Genomic DNA, 18,995 nt, shown 5'->3' with positions numbered 1-18,995 from the left:
CGACGCCTGATCAGCAGGATCAATTATCCGATCCGGCGCGGAAGTGGTCGGCAACGGCGTCGGCCGCCCGTGTCACGTCCTCGGGGTTGTCGTAGAAATCGAACTGCGTGACATCCTCGAGCCACTGCGCAGTCGCGTCACCGGCAAATCCGGCAAGGAAGGTCTGCACGCCCTGCGGGATCGCTGCGCTTTCAGAGTGAACAATGGTCAGCGGTTTATCCAGCCGCTGTGGGTTGTCGGCGGGATGGTAGGTCAGCCAGCCTTCCCAGCCTGCATTGTTCCATTTGTCATCATATTCCGGGATCGCCCCACGGTCAGCCTCATAGTAGTAGCCACCGATCGGCATCAGCACGCCTTCGGCACCTTCTGGACCCGCGGCAGGAATGATCTGGCCCCCGGCGGCTTCGGCAGCCCGAGAGACTTGAAGCAAGCCGGCAACACCTTCTGCGCCGCCGTAGACGGCCTCAACAATTTCGGCGTTCTGCAGCCACGGAGCAACCAAACCAAGTCGCTGAACCAGCGGGTTGCCCGAGACGGCATCGACCATATAACCCGCTGAGGCGCAGATACCCAGCCCATTGATGTGCTCGGCGTCCACTTCTGGCAGGGTCGCTATGAATTCGATCGCTGCCTTGATGTCCGAGGTCTTGGCTTCGGGGCTTTCGACAAAGCGCGCTTGGTTCGGCAGATCGCCGGATTTGCCCCAGCCCCGGAAATCGAAGGTGAAGGCGGCAAATCCGCGTTCGGCCATTTCCCGGGCATAGTTCGCCGGCATCTGTTCTTGTACCGAGGTCCAGGCCCCTGTGACCACGACCGTTGGCAATGGTGCATCGCCGCGTTCTTCGGGTAGGTACAGTGTGCCGGATAGGGTGGCACCTTCATTCTCAAAGGTGACAATGCGGGTTTCGACCTGTGCGACGGCAGCTGTCGAGGCCATTAAAGCCGCAGCGGTATTCAGAGCGAGGGTTTTCATCGCGATATCTCCCAAAGTCTGTCTGGATGGGCGCAAGCCCGATGACGAAAGAGATACGTTGCCGGAGGTTCACTTGATTGCACCGGACTGCTGTGTTTTTGAATGATCCTGCATCAAGCCATGTTGGCCGCGCGATAAGCCTTGGGGGTTTGTCCCACCACCTGTTTAAAGCTGCGCGTGAAATGAGCCTGATCGGAAAAGCCACATTCCAAAGCGATATCACCCAGAGGACGCTGCTGGTCCTGCATCATCTTCATCGCCTGTTCAATTCGGTAGGCCATGACATATTGCATCGGGGTCGTGCCCAACGTCTCTTTGAACATGCGTGCGAAGTGCGAAGGGCTCATTCCCGCCTCGGTCGCGAGTTGCTCAACGGTTATGGTCTGATCCAGCCGGTTCTGTACAAAGGTCAAAACGCGCTGGTAATGCCGGGATGTGAAGCGGGATGACAACTGAACATCTTCGATCCGGCGTTTTCCATATTTCTGGAGCAGTTTCACTAGGAATACGCGGCTCATGGCTTCGAACATCACGACCGAAGACATGTCGGTCGATTCCAATGCGTCGCGCAGTATAACGCCAGCCGTGCACAGATCAGGGTCCGAGAACTGCGGCAAATCCCGAAATTGCTGCGGGTCAAGCAGCATGCCCAGCTCGGACTGAGCAAAGCGTTCAACCTTAGCCGGGTCCAGCGTGATAACGATGACATCAGACGTCGCGTACCACCGCCAACCCGATCGCATACCAGCCGGAGTGACGATGATTTCATCCTTGTGAAACATGAAATCCCGCAACTCACCATCCCTCCAGTTCTGAACTCTGTGCGGAATGGTCTGGAGATTGAGAAGCACGTGATGCTCTTTGAAAACATCCTCGGGCATCTGATCCGGCTCAGCCCGGAAATACCGAACGGACATCAACCCTGCAGCCGAAGGCCGCTCGATCGCATCGCTGTTTAGTAAAGGTTCCGAGGGGTAAATGTCCGCATATCTCGAAGGCAATCGTCGGCTCCCATAGTGCACCTGGGCAATTCTCGCTGGCGTCGATCGCACACAGTTGAAAACATCCAACAGGGGTGCGAACCCATGGAGTGGTGCCGTGGCCACCTGCTTCTCGCAACGCAGCCGTAGCGTTCGGGTCGACGCTTAGAGAATTTTCAAGATTGCGGTCGCTGAATCAAGACGGAACACGATGCCCGACGAGAAACACGCGCTGCCGTTGATCCGAGAAAATAGTCCATTGCCGATGGGTGATGCGCTCCGACAACAATCAAATCAGCGCCGATTTCACGTGCGAACTCGGTAATGCGCAGCCCTGGCTTTCCCGTTTCTACCTGGCAGTTTATATCGGTCGCTTCTCCGGCGATCGACTTTAGGGTTCCCATGATTTTGTTGGTCAGATGGTTCTCGGATTTCACTGTCACGAATTCCGCCGTAAAACCCGGGATCTGTTCCAGAACTGTAAGTAGTGTGATCTTTCCGTCAGCTGCCAAAAGCTTGCGGGCAGTGGTGATTTTCTCGGCAACCAACTCTTCATGATCAATGGCAACGGGGATCAATATGGATTTATACATGTAAAGCACTCCCAGTGAGTTTCGGCGATGTCAACGAGCAGGGCTTGGTGCATCATAACTTGATAAGTACTTTCAGAATCTGGGTCTCTGATCTGTTGCCCAGGACCCCGCCCTGCCTTAGTGGCCAAACACCTCGAGCCGCGCCCATTCTGGACCTCGGTTCAAGAGAAAGACGGCCACCGCATATGCAATGGCCGCCTTGAGGTTACTATGCGCTGCGATACAGTTTTGTCATCGAGAATTCCCGATGTCCCAGCGCCTCTGCCGCGGTGTTACGGCCGTTTGCTGTCCTGCGGATCATATCGATCAGAGCATCACCAGCCTGATCGATGGTTTGTTCGCGCCGCAAGATGCCTGAAACATCAACATCCACATGCTCGCCCATGGTGCGCACTGTACGCGGGTTCGCGGTGATCTTGATGACCGGAACGATCGGGTTGCCCACCACGTTGCCCTGACCTGTCGGGAAGGTATGGATCACAGCACCGCCCGCCGCCATCAGCGTCACACATTCCGCCGCAGCTGATGAACTGTCCATGAAGTAGAGGCCTTTGCCCGAGTTAGGTTGCTCGGCAGGTTCCAGAATGTCGATATACTGCGAAGTCCGGCCGATCTTTTCGAGGTTGCCAAGCGCCTTTTCCTCAATGGTGGTCAGGCCACCTTCGATGTTGCCCTTGGTTGGCTGACTGTCGCTGAGGTCATCGGTCTGATGGGCAAAGATTACATCGTCCTGATAGGCTTTCCACATCTTGTACCAGCGTTCGCCCACCTCTTCATTGATGGCCCGCTTCTGACAGATGTGTTCCGCCCCGGTGATTTCCGAGGTTTCACCGAAGAATCCGGTGATCCCTTCGGGTAGTAACTTATCGTACATGTTGCCAACGGTTGGGCAGGACCCCAGACCCGTTGTCGTGTCGCTTTCACCGCATTTGGTCGAAATCCAAAGCTCGTTGATCGAGCATTCCTCGCGCTGGACCTCGGTGGCCTTGTGGACAAAATCCTTGGCGGCCCATGAAGCGCGCCGGATGGTCTCGAAGTCACCGTTCTGTTCGATTGAGAACTCTGCCACGTCCTTGCCGGTCTCGCGGATGCCGTCGGCAATGCGTTTGGTCCAACCCGGCTCGATGCCGATCACCACCACCGAGTGGACATTCGGGTTGGCCCCCGTGCCAATCATGGTGCGGAAATGCAGCTCGAGGTCCTCGCCGAACTGAAGGCGGCCATAAGCATGTGGGATTGCCAGCGTGCCCTTGACGTTGTTGGCGACTGCCTCGCAGGCGGCGTTGGAAATGTCATCGACGGGCAGGATCAGCACGTGGTTGCGCACACCAACCCGGCCGTTCTCGCGCCGGTAGCCCATGACAGTCATGTTTGAATATTTGCTCATGGTATTAACCCCTTACCAGCGCTTGGTCTTGCAGTTTTGCGTGTGGACATGCCCGCCGCGTGGGATGTCAGCGATGATCTTACCAATGTCTTCGCCATATTTGATCGCCGTATCGCCGTTCTTGAGGTCCGTGAGCGCAATCTTGTGGCCAATCGGAACATCCGCGCCTGCGGTCAGGCGAAAGGTCGAGTTGTCATGTGTAATACAGCACAGCATGTCGGTGCCTGCAGTCAGGCCTTCGACGACCACGACACCGACATTGTCTTCCTCTTCATGCACCAAAAGGTGCGGTATTTCATTTGGGGCTGGATTTGACATGAAGGTCTCCGGTTTTTGCTATGGTTTAAGGATGGTTTTCGGCGCAAGCGTCTTGCCAGCGCGAATGTCTGTAAAGGCCGCGGCCCCGTCGGACAGGTCGCGGGTTTCAACCCAGTCAAGCGTCCCGAGGCGGCCGTTGAACATGGCATTGCATGTGTCGCGGAAGTCCTGTGCGGTATAGGTGTAGGTGCCGATCAGCGTGATTTCCTGCAGCGTGATGCGTCGGATATCCAATCCACCTTCGGAACTGCCTAGGCCGATGTGCAAAATCACCCCGCCCGGGCTGACGAGCGCCGAGGCAACCGCGCGGGTAGACGCAAACCCCACTGCGTCGATCACCAATGGATTGTCCTGTTCCGGTGTGTCCACAACGGCGATTCCACAGGTGTCGCGAAGATAGGTCGCACGGGCTGCGTTGGGTTCGGATAAGGTCACCTGCTCGACCCCCATCGCAGTGAGCGCGAGAGCTGCCGCTAGCCCGATTGCCCCGCCGCCAATCACATGGGCACGCCGTTCGTCTGCCGGGTGCAGGGCCGCAAGCCCCAGCCGCACCGCATGCCAGCTGACCGCAATCGGTTCGGCGAGTGCGGCCTGCTCCAGCGTGATATGCGAGGGCACTTCAATCAAATTGCGCTCTGGGATAGCGACGTATTCCGCAAAAGCGCCTTCGCGCGGGGGCATTGAGATGATCTGCCGCGAGGGGCAAAGGTTCTCACGTCCGGACCGGCTGGCCGCGCTGTTGGGGTCGTTTACCAGCGGATTGATGGTTACGCGGCGACCATCAGCCGTTACACCGGCCCCCTCATGGCCAAGGATCAGCGGTGCCGGGCGGCGGTCATCATGGCCCAGATAGGCGTGCATGTCGGACCCGCAAATACCGACGCTATCGATGCGGACGAGAACCTCATCGGGGCCTGGCTCTGGGTTCGCGAAATTGCGGTATTCCAGTGTTTCGACATCGGTGTAAACCAAAGCTTTCATTTCGCTGTAAACCCTCCATCGACCATCAAAACTTGCCCGGTCACGAAGGCACAGGCATCAGAGCAAAAGAACAGCAACGGGCCGTCGAGGTCTTTGGGCTCACCGTTGCGACCGATACAGGTCTGCGCAGCATTACGGTTCGCGCGTTCAGGATCATTGAACACCGCAGCCGTCAGCTCGGTTCGAAAGAACCCAGGGCCAATCGCGTTTACGCAGATTCCGCTTGATGACCAGGCCTCGGCCATTGCTCGGGTCAGCTGTGCCACGCCGCCCTTTGACGCCCCATAGCTAAGCCCACCTGGAAAAGCCCGGCTGGACTGGAGCGATGCGAAATTTACGATCCGTCCCCAGCCTTTGGCCTTCATATCGGGCACTAGGTGCTGCGACAGAAAGAAGGGAACGGCAAGGTTCAATCCCAGTGTGATGTCCCACCCCTCAGGCGATACATCATCCGCAGCCTCGCGCGTGTTGATCCCGGCGGCATGCACCAGAATATCCGGTGCCCCAAACGGCTGCGACGCGGCGACGGCCAGCTCTGCCAACCGATCACGATCCGAAAGATCCCAGGGCAGGGGATGGACCTGATCCAGCTCGGCCAACGCTTCTGCACGTCGCGCCACGCCCACGACCTTAGCGCCGGCATGCGACAGTACCTCTGCCGCTCTGCGACCAAGGCCGGAGCTGGCCCCGGTCACAAGAGCGGTATGTCCAGTGAGATCAGGATGATAGGTCACGGGTTGGGTCAGTCTTCGGCTGTCAGGTCAAAGTTTTCATCGGGGAAGAACTTGGCCAGTCGAATATCCGCAGTACGCGCGTGCCCCTCCATACCTTCAAGGCGTGAGATACGGGCCGTCGCCTGCGCAATCGGCTTCATCGCATCAGCGGTCGAGCGCTGCCAGGTCACGATCTTCATGTATTTATGGACGCTGAGGCCACCGGTGTAAGTGGCCGCCCGGCTCGTGGGCAGCACGTGATTGGTGCCCGAGGCTTTGTCGCCAAAGGCAACCGTGGTCTCTTCGCCCAAGAAAAGCGACCCATAGCACGTCAGCCGATCCAGCCACCAATCAAGATCATCGGCCATGACTGTCAGGTGTTCCGGGGCGTATTGATCCGATGTCGCCGCCATTTCTTCGCGATCCGCGCACAGGATGACCTCGGCATAATCGCGCCACGCAGCCGTAGCGTTTTCGCGGTTCACTTCGGGCAGGTCCTCGATCAGCACTGGCACCAAGCGCATAACCTCTTCGGCGAGGTCGCGATTGTCTGTCACCAGCCAAACCGGTGAGTTGTATCCGTGCTCGGCCTGCCCAACGAGGTCAGTTGCAACAACCATCGGATCAGCAGTGACATCCGCAAGGACCAGACTGTCCGTCGGGCCCGCGATCATGTCGATGCCGACACGCCCGAACAGGATACGCTTTGCTTCGGCCACAAACTGATTGCCGGGGCCCACAAGGATGTTAGCCTTGGGAAGCCCGAACAACCCGAAGGTCATCGCCGCAACCCCCTGCACGCCGCCCATGGCCATGATCTTGTCGGCGCCACAGATATGCGCGGCGTAGACGATCGCAGGCGCAATGCCGACATCGGGGCGCGGCGGTGAGCACGCGACGATATGTTTACATCCCGCCACCTTCGCCGTCGTCACGGTCATGATCGCGCTGGCGATATGGCTGTAGCGCCCGCCTGGGACGTAGCAACCGGCTGCATCCACCGGGATCATCTTCTGGCCAGCGGTCAGGCCCGGCACAACCTCGACTGCGATGTCGGTCATGGACGCTTTCTGTGCCTCGGCAAAGCGTTTGACGTTGCTGTGGCTGAACTCGATGTCGCGCTTCAGCTTTTCTGGCACGGCATCCATCGCGGCCTGTATTTCGGCATCGCTGAGAATGACGTTGCCTTCGTAGTTGTCGAATTTGGCGGCGTATTCCAACGCCTTGGCATCGCCGCCTGCTTCAATATCAGTCAGGATTCCCTGCACAATTTCACTGACGTCTGACGCTCCGCTGCGCGCGGTCAGCGTGGCTTTCTTCAGGTATTCACGGGTCATGTATCGAGTCCTTTTCTTACCGCGTCTTTCGGCGGCTTATCGATAGACATCAGGCAACAGTGAGGTAGAGAACGCCGGGATATAGGCGATCATCAACGTCACGATCAGCATGAAGAAAACAAACGGGATGGCGCGGTAGGCGATCTTGAGGATCGACTCGCCCGTAATCCCCGACACCACGAACAAGTTCAGCCCCAAGGGTGGAGTAATAAACCCGACCCCCAGCGCGGTGATCATCATGATGCAGAACTGAATCTGGTTCATCTCGATCTCTTGCGCCAGCGGGTAGAGGATCGGTGCCAGGATCACGATGTTGGGCGTCGTTTCCATAACGCAGCCCGCAATGATCAGGATAAGGACCATCATGGCGATCAGTACGAATTCGTTACTGCTGACTGAGGTCAAAGCTCCGACAAATCCTTGCGGCACTCCAATGATCGCCAGAGCTTCGGCCAGAGGGATCGAGAAGGCGATGATCGGAAGGATCACACCGTTGACCTTGGCCGAACTGACCAGCATGGCCGGGAAGTCGGACAATTTCAGTGTGCCCAGGATAAACCCGATGAATATGGTCACGACGACCGCCACGGCACCTGCCTCGGTCGGGGTCAGTTTCCCCGAGAAGATGCCGTAGAAAATGATGCCGGGGACAAGGAAAGCGTACCAGCCGGACTTGACCGTCTTCCACAGGTTCGCGCGCCATTCAGCTGCGGTCATCATGCCGCCGCCTTCCCAAAGGTTCAGCCGGTTCATCACGACGTTGGTGATCAGGATGGCCGTCAGGATCAAGAGGCCGGGGATCAGCGCAGCAAGGAACAAGGTCGAGACCGCTATACCCAGCACGAGGCCGATGATGATATAGGCGATAGAGGGCGGGATGAGGATTCCGGTACAGGCCCCCGCCGCGACCAAAGCGCAGGCGTAGGGGCGGGGATAACCGCTCTCGACCAGCCGGTCGATAGTCATGCGCCCTACCGCTGCCGCACCTGCTGCGTCCGACCCGGAGATCGCCGCGAACATGCCGCAGACCAGGACGGTGGCCGAACCGAAGCCACCCTTGGCCCAGCAGGTCAGGGCTTCGGCGACGTCCAGAAACTTTCGACTGAGCCCGGTTCGGACAAGCACGTCGCCGGTCAGGATAAACAACGGCACAGCTGTCAGCGCGAAGGCATCGATGCCCGAGAACAGCTTTTCGCCGACAAGGCTCAGCGGCAATGCGCCGGACATGATCAGCATTGTGATCGATGCTGCGCCGATCGCGGCCCAGACCGGAACGGCGAGCGCGACAAGAGCGACGAAGAGAATGACGGAGGCGTAGAAATCCCACCCAAGTTCAAGCGTTTGACCGCCGAGTTGTTGCCACATCATGGCTCAGGCCCTCCCTTAATCAAACAGCTTGTCGCCTTCGTAGACGGGACGGCCCGTTCGAAGGTCGGCAATGTCGCGGAGGAAGGACTGCACCAGCCGAAAGATGACCAGCGCGAAGCCAAACGGCACCGCCATGAGGAAAAAGACCTGGCTGATCCGCAGGCCGTGTGTGACAGACCCGAATTTCCAGGACACGTGGACTGTCTCCCACGACCAATAGATCGCGACGAGTGCCACGATGAACATCACGATGTCGCCGAAGATATAGAGCAGCGTTTTGACCGTGCGCGGGACGTAGTGCATCAGAACATCAATGCGGATATGCCCGCGTTCCTTGACTGCAGCTGCGGCACCGATCCATGCGAGATAGATGAACGCATACCGGACGATTTCTTCGCCCCAGATGGACGAGTAGGCAAAGACTTCGCGCCGGACCACTTCGATAAACATCGTGCCGACGAGCATGACGTAGAAGACTAAAAGCAGCCAACGTTCGGCATTTTTATCAATCGCTCGAAAGAGCTGAGACATAGCATCCTCACTACCGTCACGCGGCGGCGACGTGTTCTAGTGGGTTTTTAATGGGCAAACATCGGATGAGCCGACGCTGGACGCGCCGGCCCGAAGACGCGATCAGGCGTCGTGCACGTAGTATTTCGCACGCGTGTCTGCGGCTTCTTCCAGCTTGGCGAACGCATCCATCGATCCGGCCAGCTCGGTCTTGAAGCTGTCCCATTCGCTGCGCTGATAGCCACCGGCCTCTTTCCATTCGCCCAACTGATCTTCGCTGAGCGAGTGGAACTCGACGCCGTTCGCGATCAATTGAGACATGGCGTAGGCACGTGCCGAAGGCACTTTGGACAGGTTCTGCTGCTGGGTGACTTCGCCCGCAAATTCGATACCTTCCTTGACGTCCATCGGCAGGCTGTCGAACCATTCAAGGTTGATCGAATAGACCTGACTGTCCGGCACCGCCTGAGTGAAGGTCACATGGCTGAGGATCTCACCAAAGCCAAAGACATGCAACGCGCCCACCGAGGGATCAAGCGCGTCTGCGACGCCTTGCCGGATCGCTGACGGAGTCTCACCCCACGCAACAGGCGTCGGGTTCGCACCCACCATGCCATAATACTGCTGCAGCATTTTTGATCCGGGTACGCGGAATTTGACACCGGACATATCGCCGGGGGTGATAATTGCGTTGCCTCCCTGGCGAACAGCGACGACGCGCGGATCGATCACGATGTACATCAGCGCTTTAAAGCCGGATGCCGCGATCTTAGGGTCTACTTCCGCCTTCCAAGCTTCGGAGGAAGTCAGGTTCGTGAACCGCTGATTGGACCCGCAGAAATACGGAAGGTTGATCAGATCGACGACGCTTGCGAAGGGCGCGAAATTTGACAACGAGTGTTGCGCGGCCTGGATGGTTCCACCTTGTACAGCCTGCGCCAAAGCTCCTCCAGCGCCCAGCTGACCACCGGGGGCCAGTTTCACATAGACCTTTCCATTCGTCATGTTCTGGATGTTTTCTTTCAGGTCCAGCTGCATGATCGGATAGCTGCGAGACGCGCCCAGAACATAGGCCGTTGCCAGCGTCATCTTGAATTCAGCCGCGTTTTCGCGATCGCGTTCCTCGGCGGCGGTCTGTGCTGCCGCTTCGCTGGACCACAATGTACCAGCCGCGCCGGCGACCATGGCCGCCGTGAACGAGCCGGTGCCCGCTAGCTTTAGAAAATTTCGCCGCTCGGCCGACGCGAGCTCCTGTTTGGTCTTGTCCATGTGTGTTCTCCTCCCGTTTGGACTTTTTCGGATTTATTCCTTTGGTTTTTCCTCCGAAATTTCTTGTGCTTCGCTGCGAAGTATGCCGACCGAAAAGGCGATGGCCGCCGCAAACAAAATCAGCATTTCCCAGACATTATTGACCAGAGGCGCCTTCGTGACCGCTCCGATCACCACATTCGCTACAAACGCGAGCAGCAATATTCCAGCTATCAAATATGGCATGCGTCCTCCCCAACCCATCCAATGTCTCGCACTGAGTCGCCCGCAATGTAAGCGCTTACATTTTGTTATGCAAGCGCTTACATTGCATATGTGCTGTAGGTTCCCGACAAATCGTGCTTTTGATAGAATTCGTCTTGAGCTAGTTGCCCATCCAGAATGACAAGAAAAACCATGCCTCAAAGCGGTCACGAAAACACAGTCCCAACCCTTGCAGATGTTGCCCGACATGCGAACGTGTCCACCGCAACCGTCTCGCGGTGCCTGAACTCGCCAGAGCGAGTAGGGCAAAGCACAAGGGAACGAGTTCTGGCAGCCGTACGAGAACTTGGGTACGCGCCAAATTTCGGAGCCCAAGCCCTTGCAGCAAGGCAGACAAATACGATTGCCGCCGTGATACCGACTATGGAGAACGCTGTTTTTGCACGCGGACTACAGGCGTTTCAGGAAGAACTGGTGCGGCATGGTAAAACGCTTTTGGTTGCTTCGTCCGCCTATGATTCAGAGCTGGAAGAACAACAGGTGCGTGCGTTGGTAGCGCGGGGTGCAGATGGGTTGCTGCTGATTGGGTACGATCGCGAACCGGAAATCTATGCGTTTCTGGAAAAGCAGCGTGTACCAACTCTGATCGCCTGGTCATTTGATCCTGACCAATCCCCGCCGGCCATTGGCTTTGACAATCGGGCTGCGATGTTTGCCCTTGCCCGGCAGGTCATTGGATATGGGCATCGGCATATCGCGTGTATCTCTGCACCAACCGCTTCGAATGATCGGGCAAGGGAACGCGTTCAAGGCATTCGGGATGCCAAACAAGAGGCCGGTCAAGACCCGAATACAATGTTTCTTGTCGAGACCGCTTACGGCGTTGAAACTGGTGAAGTTGCTTTGCGCGAGGTCATGACAGCCGCACCAGAAACGACTGCCGTGATGTGCGTCAATGATGTTTTGGCGGTCGGAGCCTTACGTGCGGCTCGGGAAATGGGGCTTGAGGTGCCTAGAGACCTCTCAATTACCGGTTTTGACGATATCGAAATTGCAATGCTCGCCGAACCCGCTCTTACGACGGTACATGTCCCGCATCGCGAGATGGGGCGTCGCGCCGCTGGGATGCTGATCCAGATACTCCGTGATGCGCACAGCGGTCAAAGTGTTGAATTGCCGACAGAAATAAGACTACGTCAATCACTCGGTCCTGCCCGCACTATTGTGTGATCCCAACCTTGAGGGCTATCTCTGGAAATCTACCCGCTCGAATCTACCAACGATGTACGACCCGGATTCGGCATGCACGGCCAATCCAACTTGAACTACTGGTGTGAGTATTTCTTAGACTAAGAGTTTATGGTTAGCAGACTAAGAAAGCTGTGAGGAAGGCCTTTGTACGCGGCTCATCCGTTGCGATGCAGAATGCCCCGAACCGGACGATGCCTGCCGCGGCAATCGGGCAAAAATTATTTTGTCGCGGCTGTCTTTCAGGTTCTGGTCACGTGGTTAACAGAGCCGAAAGTTCATTTGCCCCCTTTTTCAGGATACCCAGAAACGACATCAGGCTGTTGACGTTGTGACGTTGTGTCGGTGCATGAACCGAAAGTGTGCCCACCAATCGGCCTTGCCCATCTTGAACGGGTACTGCTAGGGCTGCCATTCCACTCATGAACTCTTCATCATCAGTGGAATAACCGTTCTGAGCGATATGTTGGATTTCCGTGCGCAATGACTGCGGATCGGTCAGGGAACTTTCAGTCTGTGGCTGCAGATTTCCTGCTGAAAGAAATCCATCCAGTGTTTTCTGCCGGAGCGTGGACAAGTACATTTTGCCGCTGGCGGTGCAATGAAAGGGAACCTGTGTCCCGACCGGTAATTGAATGCGCAAAGGCCACTTCGTCTCAACCCGGTCAAGATAGATCATGCCCTCTCGGTCAGGAATGGCGAGATTGCAGGTCTCACCAACCTGCTCGGCGACACTGCGTAAGATCGCCAAACGCGCTGTGCGCAGATGCTCGGACGACATGGTGTTGACTGAAAGCAACCTTAGACGGTGCCCGGGACCGTATGAGCGGCCATCCAGATCACGCTGCAGGAAACCTTCGGCCTCTGCTGTTTGCAACAAACGGTGGATTGTTGGTTTCGCCAGACCGAGTGTCTCGATCAGGTCCGATGGTTTGACGGCAACCCCGCGACGCGCCACCTCCTCAAGGATGAGGAGAAGGCGCAAGTTAGTTGGGATCTGAGTTTCTTTGTCTTGTGTTTCCGTTTCGGCCATCCCGCAACAGTCTAGTTATTTGGCAGCAGGATCAAGGCCAGATCGGGTACAAGCGAGATCAAAATCCACACTGATATCAGCGCTGCTAGATAGGGCACAGTGTACCGAAGCAGACGGAAGTAGGGAACGCCAGTCACCCCTGATGCCACGTAGAGATTGAGACCGTAGGGTGGTGTGATGAAGCCAATCGAAGCCCCCACAAGGAAGATTACCGAGAAATGGATCGGATCAATCCCGACCGAGGCCGCAATCGGTGCCAGGATCGGGGCCAGGATAATCGTGACAGGCAGGCTTTCGAGTACCATGCCCGAGAAGAAAACGATCACCATCGAAGTAAACAGAACCGCATAGTAGCCACCCATCGAGGTTACGAAATCCCCAATGGTTTGCTGAGCGCCAAGCAATGAAAGGATCTGCTGCATCACCACAGAAATCGCGATCAGCGGTGCGAGGATACCTGTGATCTGGGCCGAGCGGATCACGATTGAGGGGATCTCGGGGATCGTGAAGCCTTCGACGACGAACATCTCGGCATAGCTTTTTTCGGTGGGTGAGATGTCGTTCCGCGCGCCCATGATCCGATTGATCGGATAGCTGACCAACCCTGCAATAACGCAGAAGCCGACCGTCACTCCGGCTGCCTCAGTTGGTGAGAATTTGCCTGTGTATATACCCCACAGCACCAGCCCGATGGCGAAGAATCCAAGCCAGGCACCGAATGCAGTTTTCAACACCCGGTTCAGTTGCAGTGGGATCAGATGACCCCAGCCGTTCATGCGGCAAATGATCCAGCAGGCGAACTGCATGCCAAAGACCATCAGCGCGCCCGGAAGGATACCCGCGACGAATAGCTCGGAAATCGGCAGGTTCATCAGGAAGCCGTAGACGATGAAGATAATCGAGGGAGGAATGATGATCCCGACAGTTCCACCAGCCGCAGCGGTGGCTGCGCTGAAACGTTCGTCATAACCCCCTTTGACCATCTCGGGGTGCAGCATCGAACCGATCGTGGCGGTTGTGGCCGAGTTTGAGCCTGAGATTGCTGCGAACAATCCGCAAGCCCCAAGGGATGCCATCGCCAACCCGCCGCGTATCCAGCCCAGACAGGCATAAGCGAAATCGCTGAGCCGCCGCGCGATCCCCGATTTATTGATCAGGTCTCCGGTCAGGATGAACAGCGGCATCGCCAGCAAGGCGAAACCCTTGTTGAACACGTTCAGAAGTTCAGCACCCATGTTGTCCAGCGTCAGGCCAAGAACAAACGAACAGCCGATGACCCAATAGCCGATTACCAGCAAAACCGGCACGCCCAGCATGAACAGAAAGGTGACCGCAAGAGAGATCAGTGTGACCATAGTTCCGTCTGTCATCAGTCTGCTCCGATCACGGCCTGCTTGATCAGCGGCTCGCCTGTTTTCCAGTTGTTCAGATCATCGGCAAGGTTTTGGAAAACCCGCCCGACCATCAGAAAGAACGACAGCGGTGCGGCCAGAAGGAACCACCACTGCATGATATTGTCTGTGCCCAGAACGATCTGAAAGTTTGATGCCGACAATGCCACCAGCCGTGTTGTGGTCACGATGACGATCACCGCAAAGATGAACCACAATATCGCGTCGAGTATCAGGCAAGCCAATTGCCCAGCCCTCGGCATTGCAGTGCGGAATTCGCTGAAGCTCAAATGTGTGCGCAGGCGGACGTTATACGACGCCCCAAACCACGCCATGACCATGAACAGCAGCGGGGGGATGGTGGTCGACCAGGGTTCCTGATCGTTGAACACAAACCGGTCGATCACGCCCCAGAAGATGATTAATGCGATCGCAAGGTAGGAATACACCATCACCGACCGTTCCAGATGACGTTCAACAAAGGGCACCGCCCGATAGATCAACATGATCACGATTCCGCCAATCGCCGAGACAATCGCGCCCAACACCCAGGCGGCGTCGGATTCCAGTGCGGATTGAATCTCGAACGAATCCTGGCTGAGAAAGGCGCTGAAAATCGCGCCGATGTCTGCCCAAAACGACATGAACCCCGTCCTCCCAGTCGGTATAAAGTTGAACCGGCCCGCTCAGGGCCGGTTCGTAACAGTCTATCAGGCTTCGCCTTTCCACCAACGGCGCGGTTCGACATTTTCCGGCAGGGTGTCGGCCGGAATCTCGCGCGCGATGTCGTAGATTTCCTGATAGGTATCAATGCCGCCTGCCCATTTATTCAGACGTTCGCGCCACTGGGCCCAAGGCTCTGGGTTGTAGTTCGGAGCGCACATCTCTTCGGCCAGCTTGATCTGATCGTCAGCCAGGAATGCCGGGCGCACGCCATTTTCGGCGAAGATAGTGTCCGGCAATTGCGGCTCCGAGAAGCCTACCGTATTCAGCAATGCGGCTTCATTCGCACCCTGGATCAACGCTTGAGTGAAGTAGGAAGACTCCATAACTGCGTCTTGCAATTCTCCACTCAGACCGTCAAAGACCTCGGCCGACATGGACGTATGTTCAGTGCCGCAGAAAAATTTCAGATTGACCGACTGCGAAACCACCGGCGCCATGTTGGCGTAAGCCACGGCCGAGGCCCAGGTTTCCGCCCCATCGATCAGACCTGTCTTAAGCGCATCCAGTGTCTCTTCCCAAGCCACCGGGACTGGGTTCAGATTCAGCAATTGCATTGCAATCCGGCCCAACTGCGTACCCGTCACGCGGTTCTTGGTACCAAACAACTCTTCCAGTTTGGTGACGGTCGGCTTGTCGGCAAAGGTCGAACCCATTTGCAGGCCGCGTAGCTCACAATGGGTAAACAGGAACTTCAACCCGTGCCGTTTTTCCAGCGGATCACGCAGGATGCGCTGGCTCGCCGGGCTATAGAAGAAGTGATACTGCGCCGCGCGGCTGGGGAACATATAGGCATAGTCCAGCACGTTCAGATAAGGTGCGCCTCCGGCCGAGTTTTGAGTTGAGGCGGCATAAATATCGACGATCCCCTGTTGGGTCTTTTCGACACAGCTCAGCTGGCCGCAGATCTGGTTGTCGCCGATGAATTCGATGCGAATCTCGCCGTCCGTGCGTTCTTCCAGGTCGCGCGCGAACTCGATTGCGCCGGCGCGCTCAATCAACAGGTTGCGGGTGTTGAAACCCGACGCGCCGAATTTCAGCGTGTGCTTCGGCTCTTTCGAAAAGCGCTTCTCATAGGTGGATTCGGCGGCCTGCGCCAGATTCGCCAGACTCATCGCGCCGCCGAACCCGCCTGCCGCCAGCAGTGTCGAACTCATGCCGTAACGCCCGGCCACGCGGAAGAAATCTCGCCGTGAAATACCACTTAGTTTCCGTCCGATCTCCATTGCTTACCTCCCTGATCGCAATTATTGAGACGTTTTGTATCAAAAAAGGCTAGTATAATTCTTGCATCTTGCATAGAGTTTTTTTCAGCGAGTTTGGAAGGAGGCGGTCATGGAGGTGGATTATGCAGTTGTTGGCGCAGGATCGTCGGGCTGTGTCATTGCCAATCGGTTGAGCGCAGACCCCAACACAACTGTTGCGCTGCTCGAAGCAGGTGGCCGCGATACCAACCCGTGGATTCACATCCCCGTCGGCTATTTCAAAACGATGCATAACCCCTCGGTTGACTGGTGCTATCGCACTGAGCCCGACCCCGGCCTTAACGGTCGATCCATCGACTGGCCACGGGGCAAGGTACTGGGTGGCTCATCTTCGCTGAACGGGTTGCTCTATGTGCGTGGCCAGAAGGAAGATTACGACCGCTGGCGGCAAATGGGCAACGAGGGTTGGGGCTGGGACGATGTGCTACCCCTGTTCAAACGCTGTGAGGATCAAGAACGCGGCGAGGATGAATATCATGGCGTCGATGGCCCCTTGTCAGTGTCCAACATGCGCATTCAGCGCCCGATCTGCGATGCCTGGGTCGCAGCAGCACAGGCCGCCGGTTACCCGTTCAACCCAGATTATAACGGGGCCGAGCAAGAAGGCGTGGGTTACTTCCAACTGACCACGCGCAATGGGCGCCGCTGTAGCGCCGCCGTCGCCTATCTCAAGCCCATTCGCGGTCGTCAGAACCTCAACATCATCACCAAAGCGCTTGTGTCGCGTGTGGTTCTGGATGGGAAAAAAGTAACCGGGCTGGTCTACCGGGATCGTTCTGGTAACGAGCAGACACTGACTGTTCGGCGCGAGGTCATCCTGTCCGGCGGGGCGATCAACTCTCCCCAAATCCTGATGTTGTCAGGGATCGGAGAGCCGGATCATCTAAAGGAAAATGGTATCAAACCGCTGCACGCCCTGCCGGGTGTTGGCAAAGGTCTTCAGGATCACTTGCAGGCGCGGCTGGTGTTCAAATGCAATGAGCCCACACTGAATGACGAAGTTCGCAGCCTGTTCAATCAGGCGCGAATCGCGCTGAAATACGCACTATTTCGTGCAGGTCCGATGACAATGGCCGCCAGCCTTGCAACTGGTTTCATGAAAACCCGGCCCGATGTTGAGACGCCCGACATTCAGTTCCACGTGCAACCCTGGTCCGCCGACAGCCCAGGCGAAGGTGTGCATCCGTTTTCGGCCTTCACGATGTCGGTCTGCCAACTGCGTCCGGAAAGTCGGGGAGAGCTGCGCCTGAACGGACCGGACCCATCCGAACATGTCAAGATCATCCCGAACTATCTGTCCACTGAAACGGACTGCCGAACCATTGTCGACGGCGTGAACATCGCGCGCGGGATTGCCAAACAAAACCCTCTGGCCTCGAAGATTTCAGAAGAGTTTCGACCAACTGCAGAGCTGAGCTGCGAAGATTATGAAGGCACTCTGGATTGGGCCAGATCGAACAGCGTGTCGATCTACCACCCAACCGGCACCTGCGCGATGGGGAACGCCGAGACGTCTGTTGTCGACGCAAGACTAAAGGTACACGGTATTTCGAACCTGCGGGTGGCTGATTGTTCGATCATGCCGGAAATCGTCAGCGGCAACACCAACGCACCAGCGATCATGATTGGCGAAAAGGCAAGCGACCTGATAAAGGCGGATGCTTGAGAAATTTGCCATCGTATCTGATCGCCTGATCCCTACAGTATCAATAGATCAGTGCGTCAATCGCCTCAAAAACGATCTGGCGCTGTGCCGGTGGTTGGAACCTGCATTCGCTTTGCGACCGCTTTGTCTTGTGACTAAACGAAGTCTGGTAACCGAACCTCGGATGATATTGCGTTAGCAAATAGTCCTAACCGCAACTCCAACTTTCTTTTGACCTCCCCCGCGTTTCGGCCGGCTCAAAGTCGATCTTTGCTGCCTACATGAATGTCTCAGGCAGCTCCCTTTGGCTAACATTCACGAATTCCAAAACGACACGCTACCCACGTGCTAATGACGTGCCAGCAGGGAACTCATAATAAAGTCTTCAGCGCACACAATGATCCCGGTCATGGGCATTTCTGACAGCACACTACGATATGCACTGCCTTCCAGAACTTCGATCACCAGTTGTGACGCCTGAAGGGGATCCGGAACGGCGCGCAATTCACCGCAAGTAATTCCTCGCTTCACTACGGCTTCCAGGGCCTCAGTCAAACTCGACCGGTTCTCGACGAACAGCTGCGCGATGTCCGGTTGACGAACTGCTTCGCTCGAAATTTCCAACGTGAGAATAACGTTTTCCGGCGCAGCAAGGTATTTTGCGTAGGCCTTGATGAACTTTCTTATGACTTTGGGCGCGGGCGCATCTGAGTTCAGGATTTTCATAAACGGCTCCATCTCGCGGCGTTCGAGTATTGCGATTTCTACAAGCACATCATGTTTACCGCGAAAATGATTATAGAGATTTCCAAGGCTGACGCCCGCCCGCGCTGCGATATCGCGGACACCGGTCTGATGATAGCCGCGCTCAAGGAAACACATAACTGCGGCCTCCAAAATCTGGTTGCGACGCTTGGCTGTTGCCTTTTCCCGGATTGATTCTGGCTTCCTGGTGTCATCGGACATTTTTTCAACTTAATATTGAACGAACGATCGTTCATAGTATATGACACTCTATCGAACGCCACAAGGTGCAATGGATTCGGCGGCACAGGAA

19 protein-coding genes are annotated in these 18,995 nt (G+C 56.6%); 2 read left to right on the top strand and 17 right to left on the bottom strand.

Going from position 1 to position 18,995, the window contains the following annotated elements:
• Positions 1-19 precede the first annotated feature (19 nt).
• The 12 genes from ACR0JG_RS02260 to ACR0JG_RS02205 form a co-directional block, all read right to left on the bottom strand.
• Entirely contained in the window at positions 20-973 is a 954-nt protein-coding gene (locus ACR0JG_RS02260) for an alpha/beta hydrolase (RefSeq protein WP_480567415.1), read from the bottom strand.
• A 113-nt stretch (positions 974-1,086) separates the two neighbouring features.
• Entirely contained in the window at positions 1,087-1,974 is an 888-nt protein-coding gene (locus tag ACR0JG_RS02255) for a helix-turn-helix transcriptional regulator (RefSeq protein WP_170564335.1), read from the bottom strand.
• 155 nt (positions 1,975-2,129) lie between these two features.
• Complete coding sequence (locus tag ACR0JG_RS02250) at positions 2,130-2,546, bottom strand: universal stress protein (protein ID WP_170402133.1); 417 nt, start codon at positions 2,544-2,546, stop codon at positions 2,130-2,132.
• A 208-nt stretch (positions 2,547-2,754) separates the two neighbouring features.
• Positions 2,755-3,933: a UxaA family hydrolase gene (locus tag ACR0JG_RS02245; RefSeq protein ID WP_170392544.1), complete on the bottom strand. Its 1,179-nt coding sequence runs from the start codon at positions 3,931-3,933 to the stop codon at positions 2,755-2,757.
• 12 nt (positions 3,934-3,945) lie between these two features.
• The gene (locus tag ACR0JG_RS02240) at positions 3,946-4,251 is read right to left on the bottom strand and encodes a UxaA family hydrolase (protein ID WP_170392543.1); all 306 of its coding nucleotides are present in this window, start codon (positions 4,249-4,251) and stop codon (positions 3,946-3,948) included.
• Between the two features lie 18 nt (positions 4,252-4,269).
• A complete protein-coding gene (locus tag ACR0JG_RS02235; protein ID WP_480567414.1) occupies positions 4,270-5,232 on the bottom strand; it encodes an alcohol dehydrogenase catalytic domain-containing protein in 963 nt (320 codons plus the stop codon).
• Positions 5,229-5,966 (bottom strand): SDR family oxidoreductase, encoded by a 738-nt coding sequence (locus ACR0JG_RS02230; protein ID WP_170594353.1) that lies wholly within the window; start codon positions 5,964-5,966, stop codon positions 5,229-5,231. The genes ACR0JG_RS02235 and ACR0JG_RS02230 overlap by 4 nt, the downstream gene beginning before the upstream one ends.
• A gap of 8 nt (positions 5,967-5,974) precedes the next feature.
• The gene (gene hisD, locus ACR0JG_RS02225) at positions 5,975-7,282 is read right to left on the bottom strand and encodes a histidinol dehydrogenase (RefSeq protein ID WP_170636777.1); all 1,308 of its coding nucleotides are present in this window, start codon (positions 7,280-7,282) and stop codon (positions 5,975-5,977) included.
• 36 nt (positions 7,283-7,318) lie between these two features.
• The gene (locus ACR0JG_RS02220; RefSeq protein ID WP_170392539.1) at positions 7,319-8,650 is read right to left on the bottom strand and encodes a TRAP transporter large permease; all 1,332 of its coding nucleotides are present in this window, start codon (positions 8,648-8,650) and stop codon (positions 7,319-7,321) included.
• A gap of 15 nt (positions 8,651-8,665) precedes the next feature.
• On the bottom strand, positions 8,666-9,181 hold the full coding sequence (locus ACR0JG_RS02215; protein WP_170392538.1) for a TRAP transporter small permease: 516 nt from the start codon (positions 9,179-9,181) through the stop codon (positions 8,666-8,668).
• Between the two features lie 102 nt (positions 9,182-9,283).
• Entirely contained in the window at positions 9,284-10,429 is a 1,146-nt protein-coding gene (locus ACR0JG_RS02210) for a TRAP transporter substrate-binding protein (protein WP_170392537.1), read from the bottom strand.
• Positions 10,430-10,462: 33 nt separating this feature from the next.
• A complete protein-coding gene (locus tag ACR0JG_RS02205; RefSeq protein ID WP_480567413.1) occupies positions 10,463-10,654 on the bottom strand; it encodes a hypothetical protein in 192 nt (63 codons plus the stop codon).
• Positions 10,655-10,810: 156 nt separating this feature from the next.
• On the opposite strand from ACR0JG_RS02205, the gene ACR0JG_RS02200 reads away from it, so the two are divergent.
• Positions 10,811-11,863, top strand: a complete 1,053-nt coding sequence (locus tag ACR0JG_RS02200) for a LacI family DNA-binding transcriptional regulator (protein WP_480567412.1) — start codon at positions 10,811-10,813, stop codon at positions 11,861-11,863.
• A 271-nt stretch (positions 11,864-12,134) separates the two neighbouring features.
• Here the strand turns inward: ACR0JG_RS02200 and ACR0JG_RS02195 are convergent, their stop codons facing one another.
• From ACR0JG_RS02195 to ACR0JG_RS02180, 4 genes are all read right to left on the bottom strand, one after another.
• The gene (locus tag ACR0JG_RS02195; RefSeq protein WP_170661686.1) at positions 12,135-12,914 is read right to left on the bottom strand and encodes an IclR family transcriptional regulator; all 780 of its coding nucleotides are present in this window, start codon (positions 12,912-12,914) and stop codon (positions 12,135-12,137) included.
• An 11-nt stretch (positions 12,915-12,925) separates the two neighbouring features.
• On the bottom strand, positions 12,926-14,284 hold the full coding sequence (locus ACR0JG_RS02190; protein WP_170594355.1) for a TRAP transporter large permease: 1,359 nt from the start codon (positions 14,282-14,284) through the stop codon (positions 12,926-12,928).
• Entirely contained in the window at positions 14,284-14,949 is a 666-nt protein-coding gene (locus tag ACR0JG_RS02185) for a TRAP transporter small permease (RefSeq protein ID WP_170392533.1), read from the bottom strand. The genes ACR0JG_RS02190 and ACR0JG_RS02185 overlap by 1 nt, the downstream gene beginning before the upstream one ends.
• Before the next feature lie 66 nt (positions 14,950-15,015).
• The gene (locus ACR0JG_RS02180) at positions 15,016-16,254 is read right to left on the bottom strand and encodes a TRAP transporter substrate-binding protein (protein ID WP_170402109.1); all 1,239 of its coding nucleotides are present in this window, start codon (positions 16,252-16,254) and stop codon (positions 15,016-15,018) included.
• Positions 16,255-16,363: 109 nt separating this feature from the next.
• On the opposite strand from ACR0JG_RS02180, the gene ACR0JG_RS02175 reads away from it, so the two are divergent.
• Positions 16,364-17,959, top strand: coding sequence for a GMC family oxidoreductase N-terminal domain-containing protein (locus ACR0JG_RS02175; RefSeq protein ID WP_170402106.1), 1,596 nt, complete (start codon positions 16,364-16,366; stop codon positions 17,957-17,959).
• Between the two features lie 327 nt (positions 17,960-18,286).
• Here the strand turns inward: ACR0JG_RS02175 and ACR0JG_RS02170 are convergent, their stop codons facing one another.
• Positions 18,287-18,904 (bottom strand): TetR/AcrR family transcriptional regulator, encoded by a 618-nt coding sequence (locus tag ACR0JG_RS02170; protein WP_480567411.1) that lies wholly within the window; start codon positions 18,902-18,904, stop codon positions 18,287-18,289.
• Positions 18,905-18,995 lie beyond the last annotated feature (91 nt).

This window comes from Ruegeria sp. AD5 (assembly GCF_056542345.1).
This window is presented reverse-complemented; position numbering and strand designations above follow the sequence as displayed.

What these genes read in the sequence shown, in the direction of transcription:
- ACR0JG_RS02180 (WP_170402109.1), bottom strand. Translation starts at nt 16,254, where the DNA reads ATGGAGATCGGACGGAAACTAAGTGGTATTTCACGGCGAGATTTCTTC.
- ACR0JG_RS02205 (WP_480567413.1), bottom strand. Translation starts at nt 10,654, where the DNA reads ATGCCATATTTGATAGCTGGAATATTGCTGCTCGCGTTTGTAGCGAAT.
- ACR0JG_RS02240 (WP_170392543.1), bottom strand. Translation starts at nt 4,251, where the DNA reads ATGTCAAATCCAGCCCCAAATGAAATACCGCACCTTTTGGTGCATGAA.
- ACR0JG_RS02235 (WP_480567414.1), bottom strand. Translation starts at nt 5,232, where the DNA reads ATGAAAGCTTTGGTTTACACCGATGTCGAAACACTGGAATACCGCAAT.
- ACR0JG_RS02185 (WP_170392533.1), bottom strand. Translation starts at nt 14,949, where the DNA reads ATGTCGTTTTGGGCAGACATCGGCGCGATTTTCAGCGCCTTTCTCAGC.
- ACR0JG_RS02210 (WP_170392537.1), bottom strand. Translation starts at nt 10,429, where the DNA reads ATGGACAAGACCAAACAGGAGCTCGCGTCGGCCGAGCGGCGAAATTTT.
- ACR0JG_RS02250 (WP_170402133.1), bottom strand. Translation starts at nt 2,546, where the DNA reads ATGTATAAATCCATATTGATCCCCGTTGCCATTGATCATGAAGAGTTG.
- hisD (WP_170636777.1), bottom strand. Translation starts at nt 7,282, where the DNA reads ATGACCCGTGAATACCTGAAGAAAGCCACGCTGACCGCGCGCAGCGGA.
- ACR0JG_RS02195 (WP_170661686.1), bottom strand. Translation starts at nt 12,914, where the DNA reads ATGGCCGAAACGGAAACACAAGACAAAGAAACTCAGATCCCAACTAAC.
- ACR0JG_RS02220 (WP_170392539.1), bottom strand. Translation starts at nt 8,650, where the DNA reads ATGATGTGGCAACAACTCGGCGGTCAAACGCTTGAACTTGGGTGGGAT.
- ACR0JG_RS02260 (WP_480567415.1), bottom strand. Translation starts at nt 973, where the DNA reads ATGAAAACCCTCGCTCTGAATACCGCTGCGGCTTTAATGGCCTCGACA.
- ACR0JG_RS02215 (WP_170392538.1), bottom strand. Translation starts at nt 9,181, where the DNA reads ATGTCTCAGCTCTTTCGAGCGATTGATAAAAATGCCGAACGTTGGCTG.
- ACR0JG_RS02200 (WP_480567412.1), top strand. Translation starts at nt 10,811, where the DNA reads ATGACAAGAAAAACCATGCCTCAAAGCGGTCACGAAAACACAGTCCCA.
- ACR0JG_RS02190 (WP_170594355.1), bottom strand. Translation starts at nt 14,284, where the DNA reads ATGACAGACGGAACTATGGTCACACTGATCTCTCTTGCGGTCACCTTT.
- ACR0JG_RS02170 (WP_480567411.1), bottom strand. Translation starts at nt 18,904, where the DNA reads ATGTCCGATGACACCAGGAAGCCAGAATCAATCCGGGAAAAGGCAACA.
- ACR0JG_RS02245 (WP_170392544.1), bottom strand. Translation starts at nt 3,933, where the DNA reads ATGAGCAAATATTCAAACATGACTGTCATGGGCTACCGGCGCGAGAAC.
- ACR0JG_RS02175 (WP_170402106.1), top strand. Translation starts at nt 16,364, where the DNA reads ATGGAGGTGGATTATGCAGTTGTTGGCGCAGGATCGTCGGGCTGTGTC.